The organism is Vibrio sp. 10N, assembly GCF_036245475.1.
Lineage (GTDB): Bacteria > Pseudomonadota > Gammaproteobacteria > Enterobacterales > Vibrionaceae > Vibrio.
This window is the reverse complement of record NZ_BTPM01000001.1, coordinates 162,610-180,731: the sequence shown is the minus strand read 5'-3', so window position 1 is coordinate 180,731 and position 18,122 is coordinate 162,610. Positions and strand designations below refer to the sequence as shown.

Annotated in this window: 4 protein-coding genes, 6 tRNA genes, 7 rRNA genes and 1 riboswitch; of the genes, 1 reads left to right on the top strand and 16 read right to left on the bottom strand. The window is 48.3% G+C overall.

Going from position 1 to position 18,122, the window contains the following annotated elements:
• Nucleotides 1-180: 180 nt before the first annotated feature.
• The 13 genes from AAA946_RS00850 to AAA946_RS00790 form a co-directional block, all read right to left on the bottom strand.
• Nucleotides 181-256: transfer RNA gene (locus AAA946_RS00850), tRNA-Ala, on the bottom strand.
• A 41-nt stretch (nucleotides 257-297) separates the two neighbouring features.
• Nucleotides 298-374, bottom strand: a tRNA-Ile gene (locus AAA946_RS00845).
• A 67-nt stretch (nucleotides 375-441) separates the two neighbouring features.
• Nucleotides 442-1,994: ribosomal RNA gene (locus AAA946_RS00840) — 16S ribosomal RNA — on the bottom strand.
• Between the two features lie 401 nt (nucleotides 1,995-2,395).
• Nucleotides 2,396-2,511, bottom strand: a 5S ribosomal RNA gene (rrf, locus tag AAA946_RS00835).
• 89 nt (nucleotides 2,512-2,600) lie between these two features.
• Nucleotides 2,601-5,489, bottom strand: a 23S ribosomal RNA gene (locus AAA946_RS00830).
• 350 nt (nucleotides 5,490-5,839) lie between these two features.
• Nucleotides 5,840-5,915 (bottom strand) — tRNA-Val (locus tag AAA946_RS00825).
• Between the two features lie 34 nt (nucleotides 5,916-5,949).
• Nucleotides 5,950-6,025: transfer RNA gene (locus AAA946_RS00820), tRNA-Lys, on the bottom strand.
• A 2-nt stretch (nucleotides 6,026-6,027) separates the two neighbouring features.
• A tRNA-Glu gene (locus AAA946_RS00815) sits at nucleotides 6,028-6,103 on the bottom strand.
• 123 nt (nucleotides 6,104-6,226) lie between these two features.
• Nucleotides 6,227-7,779: ribosomal RNA gene (locus tag AAA946_RS00810) — 16S ribosomal RNA — on the bottom strand.
• Nucleotides 7,780-8,132: 353 nt separating this feature from the next.
• Nucleotides 8,133-8,248 (bottom strand): 5S ribosomal RNA (gene rrf / locus AAA946_RS00805).
• Between the two features lie 129 nt (nucleotides 8,249-8,377).
• Nucleotides 8,378-11,266: ribosomal RNA gene (locus AAA946_RS00800) — 23S ribosomal RNA — on the bottom strand.
• Nucleotides 11,267-11,573: 307 nt separating this feature from the next.
• Nucleotides 11,574-11,649, bottom strand: a tRNA-Glu gene (locus AAA946_RS00795).
• A 64-nt stretch (nucleotides 11,650-11,713) separates the two neighbouring features.
• Nucleotides 11,714-13,281, bottom strand: a 16S ribosomal RNA gene (locus tag AAA946_RS00790).
• Together the 16S, 23S and 5S rRNA genes with 6 tRNA genes alongside form the textbook arrangement of a ribosomal RNA operon.
• A 634-nt stretch (nucleotides 13,282-13,915) precedes the next feature.
• Between AAA946_RS00790 and AAA946_RS00785 the strand changes: the two genes are divergently transcribed.
• The gene (locus tag AAA946_RS00785; RefSeq protein ID WP_338163267.1) at nucleotides 13,916-14,371 is read left to right on the top strand and encodes an RNA-binding protein; all 456 of its coding nucleotides are present in this window, start codon (nucleotides 13,916-13,918) and stop codon (nucleotides 14,369-14,371) included.
• Here the strand turns inward: AAA946_RS00785 and murI are convergent.
• The 3 genes from murI to AAA946_RS00770 form a co-directional block, all read right to left on the bottom strand.
• Nucleotides 14,334-15,125 (bottom strand): glutamate racemase, encoded by a 792-nt coding sequence (murI, locus tag AAA946_RS00780; RefSeq protein ID WP_338163266.1) that lies wholly within the window; start codon nucleotides 15,123-15,125, stop codon nucleotides 14,334-14,336. The two genes, AAA946_RS00785 and murI, sit on opposite strands and share 38 nt — an antisense overlap.
• An 87-nt stretch (nucleotides 15,126-15,212) precedes the next feature.
• Nucleotides 15,213-15,869 (bottom strand): ATPase, encoded by a 657-nt coding sequence (locus AAA946_RS00775; RefSeq protein WP_338163265.1) that lies wholly within the window; start codon nucleotides 15,867-15,869, stop codon nucleotides 15,213-15,215.
• Nucleotides 15,870-15,942: 73 nt separating this feature from the next.
• Complete coding sequence (locus AAA946_RS00770; protein WP_338163264.1) at nucleotides 15,943-17,787, bottom strand: TonB-dependent receptor domain-containing protein; 1,845 nt, start codon at nucleotides 17,785-17,787, stop codon at nucleotides 15,943-15,945.
• Nucleotides 17,788-17,842: 55 nt separating this feature from the next.
• Nucleotides 17,843-18,051: riboswitch (cobalamin riboswitch) on the bottom strand.
• Nucleotides 18,052-18,122 lie beyond the last annotated feature (71 nt).

Here is an 18,122-nt window from a genome sequence, read left to right as displayed (position 1 = left end):
AAGAACACTTGAATGTGTGTTGGTACCTACATCTTTCGATATAGGATTTGAGAACTTTTAATTGAATAACATTAATCAAATGTTATTCGTCAGCTTTCCAAATTTTTAAAGAACGAGATTTACTTTCTATTTAAAGAAAGAAACCATTTTTAAGAACACTTAAGCAAATGCGCTTAAAGATGGTGGAGCTAAGCAGGATCGAACTGCTGACCTCCTGCGTGCAAGGCAGGCGCTCTCCCAGCTGAGCTATAGCCCCATCAGTGTTGATGCTTACCGCCAATCATCTGGGAGGAAGATTGGTGGGTCTGAGTGGACTTGAACCACCGACCTCTCGCTTATCAGGCGAACGCTCTAACCACCTGAGCTACAGACCCAAGCATCGTCTTTAATTCATAAACCGTATCAATCTGTGTGAACACTCATCGCAATAATCTATTCGTATAAGGAGGTGATCCAGCCCCAGGTTCCCCTAGGGCTACCTTGTTACGACTTCACCCCAGTCATGAACCACAAAGTGGTGAGCGTCCTCCCGAAGGTTAAACTACCCACTTCTTTTGCAGCCCACTCCCATGGTGTGACGGGCGGTGTGTACAAGGCCCGGGAACGTATTCACCGTGGCATTCTGATCCACGATTACTAGCGATTCCGACTTCATGGAGTCGAGTTGCAGACTCCAATCCGGACTACGACGCACTTTTTGGGATTCGCTCACTTTCGCAAGTTGGCCGCCCTCTGTATGCGCCATTGTAGCACGTGTGTAGCCCTACTCGTAAGGGCCATGATGACTTGACGTCGTCCCCACCTTCCTCCGGTTTATCACCGGCAGTCTCCCTGGAGTTCCCGACATTACTCGCTGGCAAACAAGGATAAGGGTTGCGCTCGTTGCGGGACTTAACCCAACATTTCACAACACGAGCTGACGACAGCCATGCAGCACCTGTCTCAGAGTTCCCGAAGGCACCAAAGCATCTCTGCTAAGTTCTCTGGATGTCAAGAGTAGGTAAGGTTCTTCGCGTTGCATCGAATTAAACCACATGCTCCACCGCTTGTGCGGGCCCCCGTCAATTCATTTGAGTTTTAATCTTGCGACCGTACTCCCCAGGCGGTCTACTTAACGCGTTAGCTCCGAAAGCCACGGCTCAAGGCCACAACCTCCAAGTAGACATCGTTTACGGCGTGGACTACCAGGGTATCTAATCCTGTTTGCTCCCCACGCTTTCGCATCTGAGTGTCAGTATCTGTCCAGGGGGCCGCCTTCGCCACCGGTATTCCTTCAGATCTCTACGCATTTCACCGCTACACCTGAAATTCTACCCCCCTCTACAGTACTCTAGTCAGCCAGTTTCAAATGCAGTTCCGAGGTTGAGCCCCGGGCTTTCACATCTGACTTAACTAACCACCTGCATGCGCTTTACGCCCAGTAATTCCGATTAACGCTCGCACCCTCCGTATTACCGCGGCTGCTGGCACGGAGTTAGCCGGTGCTTCTTCTGCAGCTAACGTCAAATGATGCCGCTATTAACGACACCACCTTCCTCACTGCTGAAAGTGCTTTACAACCCGAAGGCCTTCTTCACACACGCGGCATGGCTGCATCAGGCTTGCGCCCATTGTGCAATATTCCCCACTGCTGCCTCCCGTAGGAGTCTGGACCGTGTCTCAGTTCCAGTGTGGCTGATCATCCTCTCAGACCAGCTAGGGATCGTCGCCTTGGTGAGCCATTACCTCACCAACTAGCTAATCCCACCTGGGCATATCCTGACGCGAGAGGCCCGAAGGTCCCCCTCTTTGAGCCGAAGCTATTATGCGGTATTAGCCATCGTTTCCAATGGTTATCCCCCACATCAGGGCAATTTCCCAGGCATTACTCACCCGTCCGCCGCTCGACGCCGTTAACGTTCCCCGAAGGTTCAGTTAACTCGTTTCCGCTCGACTTGCATGTGTTAGGCCTGCCGCCAGCGTTCAATCTGAGCCATGATCAAACTCTTCAATTTAAGATTTTGTCGGCTCAATGAATACTGACTTCAAAACTACTTATGTAATTTTAAAGCTATTATCGTTCCAACAGAACGATAATGAATTGACTGTGCCAAGTCTTTCGACTTGATTGGTCACTCAGTTCATTGAAAACCTAATTTGATACCCCTCTTTATTAAGAGAAGAATCTAATTTGATTATCATCAACGAGTGCCCACACAGATTGATAGGTTTATATTGTTAAAGAGCTTTGCTTTCAGTGCCTTAGCACTTAAGCAGGACGCGTATAATACGCTTTCTACTTTGAAAGTCAACATAAAATTCTAAGTTTATTTAGAACTCTATGGTGACTTGCTTATAAAATAAGCAAAGTCGAACTTTTTGTCTTCACTTTTCAAAAAAGTGAAAATAAATAGGAGCCTGGCGATGTCCTACTCTCACATGGGGAAGCCCCACACTACCATCGGCGCTATTGCGTTTCACTTCTGAGTTCGGCATGGAATCAGGTGGGTCCACAACGCTATGGTCGCCAAGCAAATTCTTAATTCGGAAAACTGATTTAAAAGTCTAAATACACATTCAAAGTTCTTGCTTTGAGTCCATCAAAACCCTTTGGGTGTTGTATGGTTAAGCCTCACGGGCAATTAGTACAGGTTAGCTCAACGCCTCACAACGCTTACACACCCTGCCTATCAACGTTCTAGTCTCGAACAACCCTTTAGGACGCTTAAAGCGCCAGGGAAGACTCATCTCAGGGCTCGCTTCCCGCTTAGATGCTTTCAGCGGTTATCGATTCCGAACTTAGCTACCGGGCAATGCGTCTGGCGACACAACCCGAACACCAGAGGTTCGTCCACTCCGGTCCTCTCGTACTAGGAGCAGCCCCCTTCAATCTTCCAACGCCCACGGCAGATAGGGACCGAACTGTCTCACGACGTTCTAAACCCAGCTCGCGTACCACTTTAAATGGCGAACAGCCATACCCTTGGGACCGACTTCAGCCCCAGGATGTGATGAGCCGACATCGAGGTGCCAAACACCGCCGTCGATATGAACTCTTGGGCGGTATCAGCCTGTTATCCCCGGAGTACCTTTTATCCGTTGAGCGATGGCCCTTCCATTCAGAACCACCGGATCACTATGACCTGCTTTCGCACCTGCTCGAATTGTCATTCTCGCAGTCAAGCGGGCTTATGCCATTGCACTAACCTCACGATGTCCAACCGTGATTAGCCCACCTTCGTGCTCCTCCGTTACTCTTTGGGAGGAGACCGCCCCAGTCAAACTACCCACCAGGCACTGTCCTCATCCCCGATTAGGGGACCAAGTTAGAACATCAACACTACAAGGGTGGTATTTCAAGGACGGCTCCACTAATACTGGCGTACTAGTTTCAAAGCCTCCCACCTATCCTACACATGTAGGGTCAATGTTCAGTGCCAAGCTGTAGTAAAGGTTCACGGGGTCTTTCCGTCTAGCCGCGGGTACACTGCATCTTCACAGCGATTTCAATTTCACTGAGTCTCGGGTGGAGACAGCGTGGCCATCATTACGCCATTCGTGCAGGTCGGAACTTACCCGACAAGGAATTTCGCTACCTTAGGACCGTTATAGTTACGGCCGCCGTTTACCGGGGCTTCGATCAAGAGCTTCGACCTAAGTCTAACCCCATCAATTAACCTTCCGGCACCGGGCAGGCGTCACACCGTATACGTCATCTTACGATTTTGCACAGTGCTGTGTTTTTAATAAACAGTTGCAGCCACCTGGTATCTGCGACTCCCCATAGCTCCATCCGCAAGGGACTTCACCGCGAGGAGCGTACCTTCTCCCGAAGTTACGGTACCATTTTGCCTAGTTCCTTCACCCGAGTTCTCTCAAGCGCCTTGGTATTCTCTACCCGACCACCTGTGTCGGTTTGGGGTACGATTCCTTACAATCTGAAGCTTAGAGGCTTTTCCTGGAAGCATGGCATCAATGACTTCACTACCGTAGTAGCTCGACATCGTGTCTCAGCCTTAAAAAGAGCCGGATTTACCTAACTCTTAAGCCTACGCACTTGAACCTGGACAACCGTCGCCAGGCCCACCTAGCCTTCTCCGTCCCCCCATCGCAATTGTAAGAAGTACGGGAATATTAACCCGTTTCCCATCGACTACGCCTTTCGGCCTCGCCTTAGGGGTCGACTCACCCTGCCCCGATTAACGTTGGACAGGAACCCTTGGTCTTCCGGCGAGGAGGTTTTTCACCCCCTTTATCGTTACTCATGTCAGCATTCGCACTTCTGATACCTCCAGCAAACCTTACAGTTCACCTTCAACGGCTTACAGAACGCTCCCCTACCCAATACAGTAAACTGTATTGCCGCAGCTTCGGTGTATAGCTTAGCCCCGTTACATCTTCCGCGCAGGCCGACTCGACTAGTGAGCTATTACGCTTTCTTTAAATGATGGCTGCTTCTAAGCCAACATCCTAGCTGTCTAAGCCTTCCCACATCGTTTCCCACTTAGCTATACTTTGGGACCTTAGCTGGCGGTCTGGGTTGTTTCCCTCTCCACGACGGACGTTAGCACCCGCCGTGTGTCTCCCGGATAGTACTTACTGGTATTCGGAGTTTGCAAAGGGTTGGTAAGTCGGGATGACCCCCTAGCCTTAACAGTGCTCTACCCCCAGTAGTATTCGTCCGAGGCTCTACCTAAATAGATTTCGGGGAGAACCAGCTATCTCCAGGTTTGATTGGCCTTTCACCCCTAGCCACAAGTCATCCGCTAATTTTTCAACATTAGTCGGTTCGGTCCTCCAGTTGATGTTACTCAACCTTCAACCTGCCCATGGCTAGATCACCTGGTTTCGGGTCTATATCCAGAGACTGAACGCCCAGTTAAGACTCGGTTTCCCTACGGCTCCCCTAAACGGTTAACCTTGCCACTGAATATAAGTCGCTGACCCATTATACAAAAGGTACGCAGTCACACCACGAAGGTGCTCCTACTGCTTGTACGTACACGGTTTCAGGTTCTATTTCACTCCCCTCACAGGGGTTCTTTTCGCCTTTCCCTCACGGTACTGGTTCACTATCGGTCAGTCAGTAGTATTTAGCCTTGGAGGATGGTCCCCCCATATTCAGACAGGATATCACGTGTCCCGCCCTACTCGATTTCACTGATGATGAGATGTCGGTTACGGGGCTATCACCCTGTATCGCGGCACTTTCCAGAGCCTTCACCTGTCTCATTAAAAGCTTAAGGGCTAATCCAATTTCGCTCGCCGCTACTTTCGGAATCTCGGTTGATTTCTCTTCCTCGGGGTACTTAGATGTTTCAGTTCCCCCGGTTCGCCTCGCTGAGCTATGTATTCACTCAGCGATAACTGCTTATGCAGTTGGGTTTCCCCATTCAGGAATCTCAGACTCACAGGTTATTACTACCTAATCTGAGCTTATCGCAAGTTATTACGCCTTTCATCGCCTCTGACTGCCAAGGCATCCACCGTGTACGCTTAGTCACTTAACCATACAACCCCAAAGAGTTTCAGATGAAACCATGAGATTGTTTAATCAAACAACCAAAGTTGTCTGCAATTTTTATACATGATGCAGACTCGATTTTGCCGGACTCAAATATGAATCACTTTCGTGATTCCCAAGAACACTTGAATGTGTGTTGGTACCTAATCAAAAGATTAGGATTTGAGAACTTTTAATTGAATAACATTAATCAAATGTTATTCGTCAGCTTTCCAAATTGTTAAAGAGCAATGCAAACTTAATGCATTTTCTAAAGAATCTCGGCGGCAAAAATTCCAACCACGTACGTTTTAATGAAGTGGTTTGGAAAATCTTAATCCAAAATTACTTAGAGAATGGTGGGCGATACCGGGCTCGAACCAGTGACCCCCTCCTTGTAAGGGAGGTGCTCTCCCAACTGAGCTAATCGCCCACATTTAGTTTTTTACATTTCCCGTGGAAGGAAATGGTGGGTCGTGCAGGATTCGAACCTGCGACCAATTGATTAAAAGTCAACTGCTCTACCAACTGAGCTAACGACCCAATGGTATCCCGTAGGGGAGTCGAACCCCTGTTACCGCCGTGAAAGGGCGGTGTCCTAGGCCTCTAGACGAACGGGACACTAAGCAGCAAGTGTTGGGCACTTACTATTTTCTGCTTTCGCTTTTCAGCAAAAACAAAATCTCTTTATCTTTACAAACCTAATCAATCTGTGTGAACACTCATCGCAATAATCTATTCGTATAAGGAGGTGATCCAGCCCCAGGTTCCCCTAGGGCTACCTTGTTACGACTTCACCCCAGTCATGAACCACAAAGTGGTGAGCGTCCTCCCGAAGGTTAAACTACCCACTTCTTTTGCAGCCCACTCCCATGGTGTGACGGGCGGTGTGTACAAGGCCCGGGAACGTATTCACCGTGGCATTCTGATCCACGATTACTAGCGATTCCGACTTCATGGAGTCGAGTTGCAGACTCCAATCCGGACTACGACGCACTTTTTGGGATTCGCTCACTTTCGCAAGTTGGCCGCCCTCTGTATGCGCCATTGTAGCACGTGTGTAGCCCTACTCGTAAGGGCCATGATGACTTGACGTCGTCCCCACCTTCCTCCGGTTTATCACCGGCAGTCTCCCTGGAGTTCCCGACATTACTCGCTGGCAAACAAGGATAAGGGTTGCGCTCGTTGCGGGACTTAACCCAACATTTCACAACACGAGCTGACGACAGCCATGCAGCACCTGTCTCAGAGTTCCCGAAGGCACCAAAGCATCTCTGCTAAGTTCTCTGGATGTCAAGAGTAGGTAAGGTTCTTCGCGTTGCATCGAATTAAACCACATGCTCCACCGCTTGTGCGGGCCCCCGTCAATTCATTTGAGTTTTAATCTTGCGACCGTACTCCCCAGGCGGTCTACTTAACGCGTTAGCTCCGAAAGCCACGGCTCAAGGCCACAACCTCCAAGTAGACATCGTTTACGGCGTGGACTACCAGGGTATCTAATCCTGTTTGCTCCCCACGCTTTCGCATCTGAGTGTCAGTATCTGTCCAGGGGGCCGCCTTCGCCACCGGTATTCCTTCAGATCTCTACGCATTTCACCGCTACACCTGAAATTCTACCCCCCTCTACAGTACTCTAGTCAGCCAGTTTCAAATGCAGTTCCGAGGTTGAGCCCCGGGCTTTCACATCTGACTTAACTAACCACCTGCATGCGCTTTACGCCCAGTAATTCCGATTAACGCTCGCACCCTCCGTATTACCGCGGCTGCTGGCACGGAGTTAGCCGGTGCTTCTTCTGCAGCTAACGTCAAATGATGCCGCTATTAACGACACCACCTTCCTCACTGCTGAAAGTGCTTTACAACCCGAAGGCCTTCTTCACACACGCGGCATGGCTGCATCAGGCTTGCGCCCATTGTGCAATATTCCCCACTGCTGCCTCCCGTAGGAGTCTGGACCGTGTCTCAGTTCCAGTGTGGCTGATCATCCTCTCAGACCAGCTAGGGATCGTCGCCTTGGTGAGCCATTACCTCACCAACTAGCTAATCCCACCTGGGCATATCCTGACGCGAGAGGCCCGAAGGTCCCCCTCTTTGAGCCGAAGCTATTATGCGGTATTAGCCATCGTTTCCAATGGTTATCCCCCACATCAGGGCAATTTCCCAGGCATTACTCACCCGTCCGCCGCTCGACGCCGTTAACGTCCCCCGAAGGTTCAGTTAACTCGTTTCCGCTCGACTTGCATGTGTTAGGCCTGCCGCCAGCGTTCAATCTGAGCCATGATCAAACTCTTCAATTTAAGATTTTGTCGGCTCAATGAATACTGACTTCAAAACTACTTATGTAATTTTAAAGCTATTATCGTTCCAACAGAACGATAATGAATTGACTGTGCCAAGTCTTTCGACTTGATTGGTCACTCAGTTCATTGAAAACCTAATTTGATACCGAAGTATCTAATTTGATTATCATCAACGAGTGCCCACACAGATTGATAGGTTTATATTGTTAAAGAGCTTTGCTTTCAGCACCTTAAGTGCCTCAGCGAGGTGCGTATGATACGCTTCCCACTTTGAAAGTCAACATAAAACTCTAAGAAAACTTAAAGATTTATGGTGACTTGCTTAGATACTAAGCAAGTGCGAAATTAAAGCCTGGCGATGTCCTACTCTCACATGAGGAAGCCCCACACTACCATCGGCGCTATTGCGTTTCACTTCTGAGTTCGGCATGGAATCAGGTGGGTCCACAACGCTATGGTCGCCAAGCAAATTCTGCTTTGGTTTTCAGCTTTTCAAAAAAGCTAAAAGCCAAAATATCTGGAAAGCTGTTAATGTGTTCTCTTACACATTCAATTTGTTCTTGCTTTGAGTCCATCAAAACCCTTTGGGTGTTGTATGGTTAAGCCTCACGGGCAATTAGTACAGGTTAGCTCAACGCCTCACAACGCTTACACACCCTGCCTATCAACGTTCTAGTCTCGAACAACCCTTTAGGACACTTAAAGTGCCAGGGAAGACTCATCTCAGGGCTCGCTTCCCGCTTAGATGCTTTCAGCGGTTATCGATTCCGAACTTAGCTACCGGGCAATGCGTCTGGCGACACAACCCGAACACCAGAGGTTCGTCCACTCCGGTCCTCTCGTACTAGGAGCAGCCCCCTTCAATCTTCCAACGCCCACGGCAGATAGGGACCGAACTGTCTCACGACGTTCTAAACCCAGCTCGCGTACCACTTTAAATGGCGAACAGCCATACCCTTGGGACCGACTTCAGCCCCAGGATGTGATGAGCCGACATCGAGGTGCCAAACACCGCCGTCGATATGAACTCTTGGGCGGTATCAGCCTGTTATCCCCGGAGTACCTTTTATCCGTTGAGCGATGGCCCTTCCATTCAGAACCACCGGATCACTATGACCTGCTTTCGCACCTGCTCGAATTGTCATTCTCGCAGTCAAGCGGGCTTATGCCATTGCACTAACCTCACGATGTCCAACCGTGATTAGCCCACCTTCGTGCTCCTCCGTTACTCTTTGGGAGGAGACCGCCCCAGTCAAACTACCCACCAGGCACTGTCCTCATCCCCGATTAGGGGACCAAGTTAGAACATCAACACTACAAGGGTGGTATTTCAAGGACGGCTCCACTAATACTGGCGTACTAGTTTCAAAGCCTCCCACCTATCCTACACATGTAGGGTCAATGTTCAGTGCCAAGCTGTAGTAAAGGTTCACGGGGTCTTTCCGTCTAGCCGCGGGTACACTGCATCTTCACAGCGATTTCAATTTCACTGAGTCTCGGGTGGAGACAGCGTGGCCATCATTACGCCATTCGTGCAGGTCGGAACTTACCCGACAAGGAATTTCGCTACCTTAGGACCGTTATAGTTACGGCCGCCGTTTACCGGGGCTTCGATCAAGAGCTTCGACCTAAGTCTAACCCCATCAATTAACCTTCCGGCACCGGGCAGGCGTCACACCGTATACGTCATCTTACGATTTTGCACAGTGCTGTGTTTTTAATAAACAGTTGCAGCCACCTGGTATCTGCGACTCCCCATAGCTCCATCCGCAAGGGACTTCACCGCGAGGAGCGTACCTTCTCCCGAAGTTACGGTACCATTTTGCCTAGTTCCTTCACCCGAGTTCTCTCAAGCGCCTTGGTATTCTCTACCCGACCACCTGTGTCGGTTTGGGGTACGATTCCTTACAATCTGAAGCTTAGAGGCTTTTCCTGGAAGCATGGCATCAATGACTTCACTACCGTAGTAGCTCGACATCGTGTCTCAGCCTTAAAAAGAGCCGGATTTACCTAACTCTTAAGCCTACGCACTTGAACCTGGACAACCGTCGCCAGGCCCACCTAGCCTTCTCCGTCCCCCCATCGCAATTGTAAGAAGTACGGGAATATTAACCCGTTTCCCATCGACTACGCCTTTCGGCCTCGCCTTAGGGGTCGACTCACCCTGCCCCGATTAACGTTGGACAGGAACCCTTGGTCTTCCGGCGAGGAGGTTTTTCACCCCCTTTATCGTTACTCATGTCAGCATTCGCACTTCTGATACCTCCAGCAAACCTTACAGTTCACCTTCAACGGCTTACAGAACGCTCCCCTACCCAATACAGTAAACTGTATTGCCGCAGCTTCGGTGTATAGCTTAGCCCCGTTACATCTTCCGCGCAGGCCGACTCGACTAGTGAGCTATTACGCTTTCTTTAAATGATGGCTGCTTCTAAGCCAACATCCTAGCTGTCTAAGCCTTCCCACATCGTTTCCCACTTAGCTATACTTTGGGACCTTAGCTGGCGGTCTGGGTTGTTTCCCTCTCCACGACGGACGTTAGCACCCGCCGTGTGTCTCCCGGATAGTACTTACTGGTATTCGGAGTTTGCAAAGGGTTGGTAAGTCGGGATGACCCCCTAGCCTTAACAGTGCTCTACCCCCAGTAGTATTCGTCCGAGGCTCTACCTAAATAGATTTCGGGGAGAACCAGCTATCTCCAGGTTTGATTGGCCTTTCACCCCTAGCCACAAGTCATCCGCTAATTTTTCAACATTAGTCGGTTCGGTCCTCCAGTTGATGTTACTCAACCTTCAACCTGCCCATGGCTAGATCACCTGGTTTCGGGTCTATATCCAGAGACTGAACGCCCAGTTAAGACTCGGTTTCCCTACGGCTCCCCTAAACGGTTAACCTTGCCACTGAATATAAGTCGCTGACCCATTATACAAAAGGTACGCAGTCACACCACGAAGGTGCTCCTACTGCTTGTACGTACACGGTTTCAGGTTCTATTTCACTCCCCTCACAGGGGTTCTTTTCGCCTTTCCCTCACGGTACTGGTTCACTATCGGTCAGTCAGTAGTATTTAGCCTTGGAGGATGGTCCCCCCATATTCAGACAGGATATCACGTGTCCCGCCCTACTCGATTTCACTGATGATGAGATGTCGGTTACGGGGCTATCACCCTGTATCGCGGCACTTTCCAGAGCCTTCACCTGTCTCATTAAAAGCTTAAGGGCTAATCCAATTTCGCTCGCCGCTACTTTCGGAATCTCGGTTGATTTCTCTTCCTCGGGGTACTTAGATGTTTCAGTTCCCCCGGTTCGCCTCGCTGAGCTATGTATTCACTCAGCGATACCTGCTTATGCAGGTGGGTTTCCCCATTCAGGAATCCCAGACTCAAAGGTTATTACTACCTAATCTGGGCTTATCGCAAGTTATTACGCCTTTCATCGCCTCTGACTGCCAAGGCATCCACCGTGTACGCTTAGTCACTTAACCATACAACCCCAAAGAGTTTCAGATGAAACCATGAGATTGTTTAATCAAACAACCAAAGTTGTCTGCATTTTTATACATGTGCAGACTCGATTTTGCCGGACTCAAATATGAATCACTTTCGTGATTCCCAAGAACACTTGAATGTGTGTTGGTACCTAAATGATTAAATCATCTAGGATTTGAGAACTTTTAATTGAATAACATTAATCAAATGTTATTCGTCAGCTTTCCAAATTTTTAAAGAGCTAATCACTTCGTAATGAAGTAACCATTTTTAAGAATTCTCGATAGAGAAAACGCTTAAAGATGGTATCCCGTAGGGGAGTCGAACCCCTGTTACCGCCGTGAAAGGGCGGTGTCCTAGGCCTCTAGACGAACGGGACACGGTGTCTTAAATCTATAAACCAATCAATCTGTGTGAACACTCATCGCAATAATCTATTCGTATAAGGAGGTGATCCAGCCCCAGGTTCCCCTAGGGCTACCTTGTTACGACTTCACCCCAGTCATGAACCACAAAGTGGTGAGCGTCCTCCCGAAGGTTAAACTACCCACTTCTTTTGCAGCCCACTCCCATGGTGTGACGGGCGGTGTGTACAAGGCCCGGGAACGTATTCACCGTGGCATTCTGATCCACGATTACTAGCGATTCCGACTTCATGGAGTCGAGTTGCAGACTCCAATCCGGACTACGACGCACTTTTTGGGATTCGCTCACTTTCGCAAGTTGGCCGCCCTCTGTATGCGCCATTGTAGCACGTGTGTAGCCCTACTCGTAAGGGCCATGATGACTTGACGTCGTCCCCACCTTCCTCCGGTTTATCACCGGCAGTCTCCCTGGAGTTCCCGACATTACTCGCTGGCAAACAAGGATAAGGGTTGCGCTCGTTGCGGGACTTAACCCAACATTTCACAACACGAGCTGACGACAGCCATGCAGCACCTGTCTCAGAGTTCCCGAAGGCACCAAAGCATCTCTGCTAAGTTCTCTGGATGTCAAGAGTAGGTAAGGTTCTTCGCGTTGCATCGAATTAAACCACATGCTCCACCGCTTGTGCGGGCCCCCGTCAATTCATTTGAGTTTTAATCTTGCGACCGTACTCCCCAGGCGGTCTACTTAACGCGTTAGCTCCGAAAGCCACGGCTCAAGGCCACAACCTCCAAGTAGACATCGTTTACGGCGTGGACTACCAGGGTATCTAATCCTGTTTGCTCCCCACGCTTTCGCATCTGAGTGTCAGTATCTGTCCAGGGGGCCGCCTTCGCCACCGGTATTCCTTCAGATCTCTACGCATTTCACCGCTACACCTGAAATTCTACCCCCCTCTACAGTACTCTAGTCAGCCAGTTTCAAATGCAGTTCCGAGGTTGAGCCCCGGGCTTTCACATCTGACTTAACTAACCACCTGCATGCGCTTTACGCCCAGTAATTCCGATTAACGCTCGCACCCTCCGTATTACCGCGGCTGCTGGCACGGAGTTAGCCGGTGCTTCTTCTGCAGCTAACGTCAAATGATGCCGCTATTAACGACACCACCTTCCTCACTGCTGAAAGTGCTTTACAACCCGAAGGCCTTCTTCACACACGCGGCATGGCTGCATCAGGCTTGCGCCCATTGTGCAATATTCCCCACTGCTGCCTCCCGTAGGAGTCTGGACCGTGTCTCAGTTCCAGTGTGGCTGATCATCCTCTCAGACCAGCTAGGGATCGTCGCCTTGGTGAGCCATTACCTCACCAACTAGCTAATCCCACCTGGGCATATCCTGACGCGAGAGGCCTAAAAGGTCCCCCTCTTTGAGACCAATTCCGAAGAACCGGGCTATTATGCGGTATTAGCCATCGTTTCCAATGGTTATCCCCCACATCAGGGCAATTTCCCAGGCATTACTCACCCGTCCGCCGCTCGACGCCGTTAACGTCCCCCGAAGGTTCAGTTAACTCGTTTCCGCTCGACTTGCATGTGTTAGGCCTGCCGCCAGCGTTCAATCTGAGCCATGATCAAACTCTTCAATTTAAGATTTTTGATGTTCCGAAGAACGGGCTCAATGAATACTGACTTCAAAACTACTTATGTAATTTTAAAGCTATTATCGTTCCAACAGAACGATAATGAATTGACTGTGCCAAGTCCTCTGATGTTTCCAAAAGAAGTCTTGATTGGTCACTCAGTTCATTGAAAACCTAATTTGATACCGCTCTTTATTAAGAGAAATATCTAATTTGATTATCATCAACGAGTGCCCACACAGATTGATAGGTCTATATTTTTAAAGAACATTTTCTAACTTTCGAACCGCTTCGCGTCTCGTCGTTAGGGGTGCGTATCTTACGCTTCCCATTTTGAGAGTCAAGCGTTTTTTCAAACTTTCTTTTCTCTCTCAACCGACTCCGCATTGTGACTTGCGTCTCACTCCGTGTCGGTGAGGCGGCATTATAGAGATCGCTGTATCGATGACAACCCTTTTTTCCAATTTATTTTCCGTTCGCTCAAAAACCCATCAGAACTCGCGTTTTTCGATAAAAATTCAACATTTGAAATACATCACACCAAATAATTGGAAAAATAACCCTCAACTACGTAATATTCTTGTATCTATTTGTTAACGATAGATGCCATTATTCGTCAATAAGAAAAGTAGTACTTTAATATGGACTCCAATAAATCTCTTTTTCTAGTAATAGCGATTGCTATTTTGGGCGGTATTGTTTTTTCTCAGTTCGCCGACATTTCACCGGCTGTTGCTTTTGTGCTTGGTGTAGTAGCTACATTTTTCGTTGTTAAGTTCTCTTCTGCTGCTCCAACCATTTCGAAAGACAGTTCTCAATCAACAAAAACACTGTACGTAGGTAATCTACCTTATAAGGCCAACGAATCTCACGTCAAAGATCTGTTCGCTGAGTATGGGGAGGTATTTGCAGTAAGACTAATGAAGGATAAACGCACCGGAAAGCGCCGCGGGTTTGGTTTCGTCGTAATGGCGAGCTCCGATGCCGAGGGTGCTATCGAAGCGCTTAATGAAAAGGACTATATGCAGCGAACTCTAAAGGTCCGCATTGCCAATGATCCTAAGCATCCTGAATCTTCATCAATTGAACAGGACTAAAGCCGAGATCTTCTAAGGCTATATTTAGTGCTTCTTCTTGGTTAGGAGAAGCACTACTAAACACTTCTTTGATTCCTAAACCGTCTTCATAGTCACTTTCAGTTAATAAACTCATGACCCTGCGAGCAATCGCAGTACCCGAGTCAATCAGTTCGACGTCTTTGCCAAGCACTTGAGATATCTCTTCTCGAATCAAAGGAAAATGAGTACACCCCAATACCGCCACGTCAATCACGTCTACGAGTGGCTCTAGGATCTGATGTAATTGCATCATGTCAATGGATTGGCCTCTCAGCTTTTGCTCGGCCATATCCACCAGCTTACTACTACCAAGAAGCTTTACGTCTTTGTCATCAGCAAAGTCACGGATCAAATCGTGAGTATATTGTCGAGTAATGGTGGCTGGCGTTGCGATTAAACCGACAGCCTTTTTAGATAGTAGAGAAGCGGGTTTTATTGCAGGGACAACACCGACAACCGGGATAGATAACGCTTCTCTTAATTGAGGAAGTACGATGGTACTCGCGGTATTGCAAGCGATAACGACGATATCAATACGCTGACGCTGCATCATCTGTTGAATAAGACGACAGGTACGATCAACCAATGTATCGGGTGCTAGCTCACCATAGGGATAGGCTTCGTTGTCGAACAAGTAGAAGTAGTTTGCACGTGGCAGCAAGCTGGCTATCTCTTTATATACCGAGAGGCCACCTACTCCAGAGTCAAAGATCAAAATGTTATGTCTATTCATCGCGTGCTACACCGACAGTTGTCGTTATCTACCCGCCGACATGATACTCACTACTGGTTTAGCGGTAAACCTATCTGCTCTGGACTCCTACTTTACTTTATACCTTAGATGACTGAATCGCTCAGCGGTTTCTATCGATAAGGACTCAATCTCTATAGGGTGACTAAAGTACTTTGAATTACACACTAAGGTGTGGAACTCACCATCTTCGCCACATGGGTCAACATTGTCTGGTAACTCCGTGACGAGGTGCTCATTATAACGCTCACCGCATAAAAACTCCGGCAATACTTGCCTGTCTATTGTCACCAATACGGTATCAATGCCTCTTTCTATTATCTCTTGAGCAAGCGCTTGACTACTTTCACCAACAAGGGGAAAAACCGCTTCCAGTCCAGCGGGCTCTACATAACTTTTTCGATACTCAACAATACCATTACAGAACATATCCCCGAAGGCGATTCCGTCGACATTAAGCCCTGATGACTTTACGCCATCGATAACTAACGACTGATAGATGTCATTTGGGGGGAACACCTCTGGAAGCTCAATAGACACTAACGGCATTCCTAGTCTATCGGCTTGCATCTTAACCACTTCGAGAGGTGTCACTTGGAAAGGAACCTCACCGCTGACGTGAGTGGTGTAGAGACCTACAACATTGTATTCGGAAGACTCCATAAGACGCTCAAAGGTTAATGTGGAATCTTTGCCTGATGACCAGCTAATAATGATGTTTTTCATGCGAAAACCCTGAATGTGAGAATAAACAAAGCCACTCTCGAGAGTGGCTTAGATATAGAGGCGTTACTAGCTGTTAGAAGTTTACTGTTGCCAGCGCGAAGAAAGTACGGCCCGGCGAGCGATACCCCTTAGCCGTTTCATATTCCTCATCAAGCAAATTATCAACCCTTGCTCTTAAGGCAACATTGTCAGCTACCCAGTAAGAGACTGCCGCATCCCACAAACTCGTCGCAGGTAGATAGTCGTCAGCAGTCGGATTAGCGGTCGGTAAGTCGAGACGCTTACCAGTGTAGATATAGGTGAGTGACAGATCAAAGTCACCTAAAGTTGCTTCACCAATCCATTTGTAGTTATCTTTCGCTCGTCGAGCCAGTTGAATACCATTGTCATCTTTATGATCTTTGTATTCAGCAATCACTGTATGATGGACTGGTCCAGTACTAAAGCGCCCTTCTAGCTCTACACCCTTAATATCCGCATCTATGTTGTAAGTTTTACCCCATGGGTCTCCTGGTACCGAATACCAAATATTTAGATTGTCGACCTTATTGTGATAGGCCGATAGTTTCCAATCTAAAAAGCCACTCAAACCGGCAAGCCCAACTTCAAGGTTGCGCGAGTCTTCAGGCTGAAGATCTGGATTGGTGGTCAAACTGTTATAACTTGGCGCTTTAAAAGCGGTGCCTGCCATCACGTAAGCACGGTAGTTTGGAATGAAGCGATATTGACCACCCAATGACCAGGTTGTGTAATTATCATATTTATCGTGTCTATCATGCCTTGCGTTCGCTTCGGCAGAAAACTTGTCATAATCCGCTCTACCAGATACATAAGCGCCAATATTCTCGCGGCTTTCTCCCGCTAGTTTATGCGCACTCCCCCAGCTCTTGGCATCATCGGCAAGTTCCTCTTTACGGTAATCCAGACCACCACCGACCGAATACTGTGAGTTAATTTGAATAAGGTTCGACCATTGCGCATTTAACGCATTAGTATCTACAACCGTATCGGCATTGCTCTCGCCAACAGATTGCAGGAAGTCCTTTTTCTCAACTTGAGCATAGCTTAACGTCACAAATGATTTATACGCTTGGCTTTGATAGTCGATACGACCCGCCAGATTCTGATTATCAACCGCCCCGTTCTTCTTCGCACCTCCAGAGTTGTACTCGGTCAGGCTATCGAACCAACGATAATCTAACAGTGCGCTCCAATTGCTGTTGAAGTCATGTTTGTAACCAAGGTGCAAGTTTCGATTTTCATAGCCATAGTTGGTGCCATCTTGCACGGCTTTAAAATCATAGCCATCCGTCTTCTCATAGCCACCCGCTACTTGAATATGGCCATTTTCATTAAGCTTTGTCTTCGCAGTAAAGTTGGCTTCACGACCGTCGTGACTCGACGCACCTACATTGATTTGTTTGCGCTCTTGGCCATTATTGGTACGAGTAATGATATTGATTACTCCACCAATGGCGTCTGAGCCATAAATTGATGCGCTCGGTCCACGAATCACTTCCACCTGTTCAACTAGTCCAATTGGAAAATGATTGATGGATAATCCAGTGGTATCGCTGCTATAGCGAACACCATCAACCAACACTAAGGTTTGATTACTATTGGTACCACGCAGAAATATAGACGTTGATTGACCTCGCCCACCGTTTTGCACCACTTCGACACCAGGAAGCCGGCGCAGTACGTCCGACAAGCTCTTTGCCTGAGATACCTCAATTTCTTGACGAGTCACTACGCTCATTGGGGCGATGACTTTATCTTCCGGTTGTTCGAAACGATTGGCGGTGATCACCATTGTGTCTTTGGTCTGCGCTGTCGCTGAGCTTTCTTGAGCCAGTGAAAAAGAAGCATAAGAAGAGAGCGATGCAGCCACTGCTATCGCCAAACATGACTTGTTCATTTGTTATATTGTCCTAAATCGCGTAAGTCCTACCTACTCGAGCAATCCTTTTTTCGCATCGAGTTGGCTGCTGGCAGGTATTCGGACTTAAGAGCACGAAACCATATTGGTTCCACCTACTGCCTCGACTTCCCGCTTATATCAAACAGTGTCTTTTGAGGGGTTGTTCTCTCTTACCGCTGCGCGTCAGTTCTGGATTTGCACCAGATTCCCTTTTCAGTGAGATATCCATTTGATTCTCACACCAGCTAGGGGGCATGGTATTAACTGATTGATTATTTGTCCATAACGGATTGAACTAAGCTATAAGAGTGCAGTAATAATGCGAGACAATT